The sequence below is a fragment of the uncultured Corynebacterium sp. genome, from assembly GCF_945649885.1.
Classification (GTDB): Bacteria; Actinomycetota; Actinomycetes; order Mycobacteriales; family Mycobacteriaceae; genus Corynebacterium.
Map to the genome: position 1 here is coordinate 1 of NZ_CALZFS010000135.1, position 7,322 is coordinate 7,322.

At 58.1% G+C, this 7,322-nt stretch carries 8 protein-coding genes; 7 read left to right on the top strand and 1 reads right to left on the bottom strand.

What is annotated here, in order from left to right; all coding sequences use genetic code 11:
* Window positions 1-1,292, bottom strand: a 1,292-nt coding sequence (locus Q0M74_RS12105; RefSeq protein ID WP_293954821.1) for an ABC transporter ATP-binding protein, incomplete at its 3' end; no start/stop codon positions are given.
* Between the two features lie 86 nt (window positions 1,293-1,378).
* Between Q0M74_RS12105 and lepB the strand changes: the two genes are divergently transcribed.
* The 7 genes from lepB to Q0M74_RS12140 form a co-directional block, all read left to right on the top strand.
* On the top strand, window positions 1,379-2,194 hold the full coding sequence (lepB, locus tag Q0M74_RS12110) for a signal peptidase I (protein ID WP_293954822.1): 816 nt from the start codon (window positions 1,379-1,381) through the stop codon (window positions 2,192-2,194).
* A 27-nt stretch (window positions 2,195-2,221) separates the two neighbouring features.
* Window positions 2,222-2,884 (top strand): ribonuclease HII, encoded by a 663-nt coding sequence (locus Q0M74_RS12115; RefSeq protein ID WP_293954824.1) that lies wholly within the window; start codon window positions 2,222-2,224, stop codon window positions 2,882-2,884.
* Between the two features lie 25 nt (window positions 2,885-2,909).
* The gene (locus tag Q0M74_RS12120) at window positions 2,910-3,215 is read left to right on the top strand and encodes a DUF2469 domain-containing protein (protein WP_293954826.1); all 306 of its coding nucleotides are present in this window, start codon (window positions 2,910-2,912) and stop codon (window positions 3,213-3,215) included.
* Window positions 3,216-3,376: 161 nt separating this feature from the next.
* Window positions 3,377-3,745: a YraN family protein gene (locus Q0M74_RS12125; RefSeq protein ID WP_293954828.1), complete on the top strand. Its 369-nt coding sequence runs from the start codon at window positions 3,377-3,379 to the stop codon at window positions 3,743-3,745.
* Window positions 3,732-5,276 (top strand): YifB family Mg chelatase-like AAA ATPase, encoded by a 1,545-nt coding sequence (locus Q0M74_RS12130; RefSeq protein ID WP_293954830.1) that lies wholly within the window; start codon window positions 3,732-3,734, stop codon window positions 5,274-5,276. The genes Q0M74_RS12125 and Q0M74_RS12130 overlap by 14 nt, the downstream gene beginning before the upstream one ends.
* Window positions 5,273-6,448 carry a DNA-processing protein DprA gene (dprA, locus tag Q0M74_RS12135; protein WP_293954832.1) on the top strand — a complete coding sequence of 392 codons (1,176 nt, stop codon included), beginning with the start codon at window positions 5,273-5,275 and terminating at the stop codon, window positions 6,446-6,448. The genes Q0M74_RS12130 and dprA overlap by 4 nt, the downstream gene beginning before the upstream one ends.
* A gap of 279 nt (window positions 6,449-6,727) precedes the next feature.
* A partial coding sequence (locus Q0M74_RS12140) for a site-specific integrase (RefSeq protein ID WP_293954834.1) occupies window positions 6,728-7,322 on the top strand: 595 nt, incomplete at its 3' end.

The following is a 7,322-nucleotide window of genomic DNA, read 5'->3' on the forward strand; positions in this document are numbered from 1 at the left end:
CCGGCCAACACCGCGGCCTCCTGTTCCACATAACCAATGGTGTTGCGCACTGAGGTGCGTGAGAGTTCAGCGGTGTCCTGATCACCTAGGAGAATCCGGCCGGAATCCACATCATAGAAACGTTCCATCAACGCCAGGGTGGTGGATTTACCGGAACCGGAAGGGCCCACGAAGGCAGTTTTCTTAGCTGCCGGGATGTGGAAACTAACATCTTTTAACACATCGGTCTGCCCGTCATAGCTGAAGGTGACGTCATCGAAGGTGATGTCACGTGCCGGCTGGGCAGTGGCACCGGTGGTAGGTTCTGGATCTTCATCCATGATCTCTGAGATGCGTTCAATAGCACCCATGGCCTGGCGCACGGTGGTGATGGCACCGAAGATCTGGCCAAGTGGCATGGACACCATGAACAGATACAGCACAAAGGACACCAGATCAGCCACGGAAATATCACCGGAGGCCACACGAGCACCGCCGATACCGAGCACAACGAGGAAGCTGCCCTGCATGGCAAGACCTGTTGTCGGGCGCAGCGCTGCACCGATCTTGGCCACCATCACGCCCATGTCATAGGCCTCATGGGCATCAGCATTGATCCCGGATTCCACACGGGATTCAGCACCTGTGGAGCGGATGGTCCGGATGGCTCCCAGTGCGCGATCCATATCGGCACCCAGTTCGCCCACCGCGGCCTGGGCCTTCTTGGTGTATTTCTGGATGAATGTGGAGACACCGATGACCACCAGCATGGTGAGTAGAACCACGGCGAGGACAATGCCGAGCATCATGACGTCGATAAGCGCCATGAACACCACCGCACCGAGCATCATGACTACCCCACCGATGGCGTCGATAAGCCCGCCGGTAAACGCCGCACGGATCAGCGTGGTATCAGAACCCAGACGGGTAACCAGATCGCCGGCACGGTGCTGGTCATAGACACGAATGGGGAGACGCAGCATGCGAGCTGCCAACTGCTTGCGGGTGGTCAGCACAGCAGATTCAGCGGTCACGGTCATGACATAGAGCTGCAACATAGTCACCACAGAAGACACGGCGAGCAGACCGACCAGGCCCCAGACCAACGGTGCGATCGGGGACTGATTGATGGAGGAGATGATGTTGTTGATCAACATCGGCTGCAGCAGGGACAGGCCTGCACTCACCACTGACAACGCCAGTGCCAGCGATAATGCGCCCTTGTGATGGGCGAGCATGGTAAGAAGGACCCGGAAAGGGGAGCGTGACGCTGTGATCACCGGGGTATGGGAAGAATTATTGCTGATGGACACAACATTCCAGTCTACGTGCCATCCAGCATGCTACCGGCATGGTGAAATCCCTGGGTCCACTCCCGGCGCTGCTAGAGTGTGTTCTCGTGACTGATTTTCCTGGTGCTTCGAATGCGGATCATTTCTCCCACCCCTCCGCTGATGGGAATCCCACCGACGGAAAAACCGGTGGAGAATCTCCCAAGGGATCCAAGAAGGACGCTAAGCAGACCCCGTGGTACATCGAGATCCCCATCGTGGTGGTTCTCACCCTGGCGCTGATCTTTGTGCTGCAGACCTTTGTGGGCCGCCCGTATATGATTCCCAGTGGCTCCATGGAACCTACCCTGCATGGTTGCGAAGGCTGCACCGGTGACCGCATCATGGTGGAGAAGGTCTCCTATTACTTCAGTGATCCGGAACCTGGGGATGTGGTGGTGTTCAAGGGTACTGATTCCTGGAACGTCGGCTTCACCACCCAGCGCTCGGAAAACGCCGTTGTCCGCGGTCTGCAGAACCTCGGTTCCTATGTCGGGCTGGTGGCACCGGATGAAAATGACCTGGTCAAGCGCATCATCGCCACGGGTGGACAGACTGTTTCCTGCCAGGAGGGTGATCCCGGCATCATGGTTGATGGGGCAGCAGTCGATGACAGTTATACCCTTCAACCACTCCAGTACCCGGTCAACCCCAACACCGGTTCTGAGGTCTGCGGTGGCGACTTCTTCGGTCCCCTCACCGTGCCTGAGGGCAACTACTTCATGATGGGCGACAACCGCACCAACTCCCTGGACTCACGTGCCCACATCGGTGATGAATTCCAGGGCACCATCCCGGAGGAAAACATCAAGGGAAAGGTCCAGTTCATCTTCCTGCCTTTCAGCCGCATCGGTGGCATCGATGACCCAGACATCCAGGGCTAGATCCTCCCACCTGTTAGGCGGTACAGCGTGGCCACGTTGCGACGCCTGAAGCAGCTGCGCACCTACGAGGTCGCGCTCTCACGCAACGGCCTGGGGCCGGTGGCCGGTGTTGATGAGGCCGGCCGTGGTGCCTGCTGCGGACCGATCACCATCGCAGCCTGCATCCTGCCGGACAAACCGATCGCAGAGTTGTCGGTACTGACCGATTCCAAGAAGCTCTCCCCAGCGATGCGTGCGCACCTGATGCCGCTGGTGAAAAAACACGCTGTGGCCTGGTCGGTGTTGAACATCTCTGCTGCAGACATCGACCGCTTCGGCATTCAACACGCCAATATCTCCGGGATGCGCCGGACAGTAGCTGGTCTGGATGTGCGCCCGGGATATGTCCTGACCGATGCCTTCAAGATCCCCGGCCTGCCATGCCCCTCCCTGCCGATCCTCGGTGGTGATGCCACAGCCCGCTGCATTGCCGCTGCCAGCGTGCTGGCCAAACAGACCAGGGATGAGATCATGGAGGACATGGCCATTGAGCTTCCCGGCTATGGACTAGAGGGACACAAGGGCTACAGCACGAAGGTACACATGGATGCGGTGCGCCGTCACGGCGCAAGCCCCCAGCACCGTTATAGTTATGCCAACGTGGCAAAGGCACACCAGGAATGGTTGCAAAACACCCTTGAAAAAAATTAGCAATTAAGCAGATGGAAGGTGGAGTATGAGCGCTGAGGAACTCGACAACTATGAGGCAGAAGTAGAGCTGTCCCTATACCGCGAATACCGTGACGTGGTCAGCCAGTTCTCCTATGTTGTGGAAACTGAGCGTCGCTTCTACCTGGCCAACGCAGTCCAGCTGATCCCACACAATGACGGAAATGACGTCTACTACGAAGTCCGCATGTCAGATGCCTGGGTATGGGACATGTACCGTTCCGCCCGCTTCGTCCGTTATGTCCGGGTTATCACCTACAAGGATGTCAACATCGAAGAACTGGATAAGCCGGAAATTATCATCCCGGACTAGAGCTTTATTGAGATAACTGTCAAGCCCCGCAGGTGCAAACCTGTGAATGAATATCCTTCATCCACAGTTTCCCGGCGGGGCTTTTGTCATGCCCTTGTCCGGGGATGCTGATCCGGGGTGGAATCAGGCCACAGACACACACGTGACATGAGGGGGACAACATGAAAACTGAGAGACAGAAACTTGGAAGCCTGGGGGAGGAGCTGGCAGCGGAGTTCTATGAACAACGCGGCTACCGGATCTGGGAGCGCAATGCCAGCTATTCCTGCGGGGAACTCGACCTTATTGTAGAGAATACCGACGGGACCATAGTGTTCGTGGAGGTGAAAACCCGGAGGGGAACGGGATTCGGTGTTGCTGAATCAGTGACAGCCAGGAAGTTCTTCAGGATGCGCGGGGCAGCAGCCAACTGGTTGAAGGACAAACCGTATGCACCCATCCGTTTTGATGTGATCACCGTGGTGATGGATGAACACACAGGCCAGCATACGGTGGACTGTTATGAAGGGGTAGACCATGGCGCTCGGTAGATCACTGACCACCGCCCCCTCGGGCGTGAACGCCACCATCGTGCGGGTAGAAGCCAATATCGGGCCCGGTCTCCCAGGCACCTACATCGTCGGGCTGGCAGATGCCTCCATCTCTGAAAGTCGGGACCGCATCAAAACCGCGGTGGTCAACAGCAGCCTGGCCTGGCCGAAAACCAAGGTCATCATCAGCCTCTCACCTGCTTCCCTGCGGAAAACCGGCTCCCATATTGACTTGTCCATGGCCGTGGCGGTGCTGGCAGCCCAGAACAGGGACCGTCAATTCCACCAACGGGCCGCCACCACGATGTTCTTAGGCGAAGTCGCCCTGGATGGTTCCCTGGTGCCGGTCACCGGAGTTCTTCCAGCACTACTGGCAGCCCGCGATCATGGGGTGGAGGATGTGGTGATCCCCACCGGCAACGCTGCAGAAGCCGGCCTCATGGATACCCCGCGGGTACATCTAGCCAAGAGTCTCCAGGAGATCATCGGCTGGCTCGAGGGCCTGGTCAAACTGGATACTGTTCCACCACCCAGCCTTGATCTCACCGGTGACCAGCACCCGGACATGAGGGACGTGGTGGGACAACCTGAAGCACGCTTTGCCACAGAAGTAGCTGCAGCAGGAGGCCACCACATGATGATGCTGGGACCACCAGGATCTGGAAAATCCATGCTCGCCCAACGCCTACCCGGACTTCTTCCACCACTGGATGAACGTCAACGCATCGAAGCCACGGTTGTTCACTCCGTTGCCGGAAGAACCTTTGAAGGACCGGTGCTGCGCGCACCCTATGTGGCACCACATCACAGCGTCAGCAGGGCTGCACTCCTGGGAGGGGGTGCAGGAAATCCTATGCCCGGTGCCGTCAGCCTGGCTCATCATGGGGTTCTGTTTTTGGATGAAGTGAGCGAAATTCCAGCATCGACCCTTGATACTCTCCGTACACCGCTGGAATGCGGAACTGTGCGACTGGTGCGCTCACGGCAGGACGTCACCTTCCCAGCCCACTTCCAACTGGTACTGGCAGCCAACCCCTGCCGGTGCGGAGCAGAACAACCCAGCGGCTGCACCTGCACCGGATCCGTACGTGCCTCCTACCTCAACAACCTCTCTGGACCACTGCGCGATCGCCTGGACATCATGGTCAACACCCATGCCAAAGGTGCAGTACTGGGCGGTATAGAGGAAGAACCCACAGCACCCATTGCATCACGGGTGGCTGAAGCACGAAGCAGGCAGGTCTTCCGCTGGGAACGCGCCGGGCTGAAGGACACCGTCAATGGGGCAGTGGACCCACACCGGCTACGCCGTGAATTTCCCGCAGAGGAAGAAGCCATGGTGTATCTCGGGGTGTTCCTCGCCGATGGAACAGTGTCGCAACGTGGGGTGGATAGGGCCCTGAAGCTGGGATGGACCCTCTGTGATCTTGACGGTGGGACAAGACCAAATCTGGACCATATAGCGCGCGCCCTCGAGCTGCGTGGTGCAACTCATCATCACCCCACTCATCACCTGGAGGCGACAGCATGAGCAGCACCATCACTGACAGATTGAGAGCCTGGGCATACCTTTCCAGGGTGGTGGAGGGGCCGAGCAGAAACCTGCAGCAGCTCCTTGCTGATGGGCGTGATGTGGAAGCCATTGCTTATGGGATCAAGAAGCGGGAAATCTGGATCGGGGAGCTTCTGAGGGAAACAGCCTCCAGATATGACTGGGATGTGGCTCAGCAGGATCTGGAAACCGTCATGGGCCTTGGTGGACGGTTGATCACACCGGATGACTCTGACTGGCCGCTGGAGGAACTTGACCGGGCTTTCGGCTTTGCCGCAACAGGGATGAGTGACCACCTGCGGACTTACCAGGATGATGCCGTGCCACCCCACGCCCTGTGGGTGAAAGGTGGCAACCTACGTTCCCTGACATCCCAGGCGGTAGCCGTCGTGGGGACCCGGGCGATCAGTCACTATGGCACTGAAGTTACCCGGATGTTGGTGGATAACCTGGTGGCTCACCAGTGGACGATTATCTCCGGTGGGGCACTGGGTGTGGATACTGTTGCCCACACCACAGCCCTCAAGGCAGGTGGGTCAACCGTGGTGGTGGCAGCCTGTGGTCTGGACAGGTCCTACCCGGCACACAACAGAGGATTATTTCAGGAGATTGTGGACAGGGGTGCAGGGGCGATCATCAGTGAATATCCGCCCGGTACCACCCCGCAACGGCATCGTTTCCTCACCAGGAACCGGCTGGCTGCAGCCTTATCCACTGGCACCGTCGTGACAGAAGCTGCCTGGAGGTCAGGTGCCTTGAACACTCTGAGCTGGTGCTCGGGTCTGGGCCGGGTGGCGATGGCTGTTCCGGGACCAGTGACCACGGCCGGTTCCCTCGGCTGCCATGAGCGCATCCGCACTGGGCAGGCGGAAATGGTGTGCAACGGTGATGAAGTGAGATCCCTTCTTGGAGCCATTGGCGAACTGGATGTGCAGGGACAGTATGAACTGCAGTTTGTCGCTACTCCGGTCCAGGGACTCAGTCGAAATGAGCTGAGGGTATTTGATTCACTAGGGCAGGAGTCGCAAGATGCTGGCCAGGTGGCGGTAGGAACCGGCCTTCCACTGGCCCTGGCGGTTCATCTCCTGGTGGACCTGCATAAACGTGGCCTGGTCATCAGGGAGGGGACTATGTGGAGGAGGGCTGGTTGATGGGGTGTCAGCTCAGGGAGGGGGCGGATTCTGGAAGTTCATACAAGAAATTTTTGAAAAAGGGTTGCGGAGCACTCAACCGAAAGATAGTGTGTGTGAGGCAAGCCTAAGTAAAGTTCTTTGGGGTTCGGGCTGGTTCTCCAAGGGCTTTTGCGTGGGACCTCCGCCACCGCGGGGATCCCAGGCAGTAGGGTTATGCACTATGGGTGAGTCAGAAGTAAAGGCGGTACATTCCACGACGGAATGTGCCGCCTTTCATCATGGATGGTGGATGACAACATGACCGGTGTACGTGAAGACGGACAGTCACAGCAGGGGCAGAGTGCCCAGATGTACAATGCCATCGAGGATTTCTGCGATCATCTGAATCTGGTCGTCGGAAGATCCGAGGCAACGGTCAAGGGTTACCGTTCCGACCTGAATAGCATGGCCCAGCACATCCCGGAACTGAAGAGGTTCACGCTTTCGCAATTGCGTGAATGGTTGGGCCACGCTGTTGATGAAGGCAAGTCCCGGGCGACCCTGGCACGCCGGACAGCCTCGGTAAAATCTTTCTCCACCTGGGCTGTGAAAAACGGCCTCATTGCCACAGATGAAGCTGCCAGACTTGTTTCACCGCGAGTGACCCGGGATCTTCCAAAGATTCTTGGCACCGCCCAGGCCGGAGAATTCGTAGGCAATGCGGCCTCCCGCACTGAAGAAGAGTTCCGACGGGATACTGCAATCCTGGAATTCCTCTATGCCACCGGGATGCGTGTTTCAGAGCTCAGCGGCCTGGATGTCGGAGATGTGGACCGCAGGCGTCGGATGGTGCGCGTTTTGGGCAAGGGCAATAAGGAACGGATGATTCCTTTTGGGCAGGCAGCAGAGGAGG

Bases quoted from the DNA above. Each gene is read 5' to 3' on its own strand.
- Q0M74_RS12120 (WP_293954826.1), top strand. From the start codon at position 2,910: ATGAGCGCTGAGGAACTCGACAACTATGAGGCAGAAGTAGAGCTGTCC.
- Q0M74_RS12125 (WP_293954828.1), top strand. From the start codon at position 3,377: ATGAAAACTGAGAGACAGAAACTTGGAAGCCTGGGGGAGGAGCTGGCA.
- Q0M74_RS12130 (WP_293954830.1), top strand. From the start codon at position 3,732: ATGGCGCTCGGTAGATCACTGACCACCGCCCCCTCGGGCGTGAACGCC.
- dprA (WP_293954832.1), top strand. From the start codon at position 5,273: ATGAGCAGCACCATCACTGACAGATTGAGAGCCTGGGCATACCTTTCC.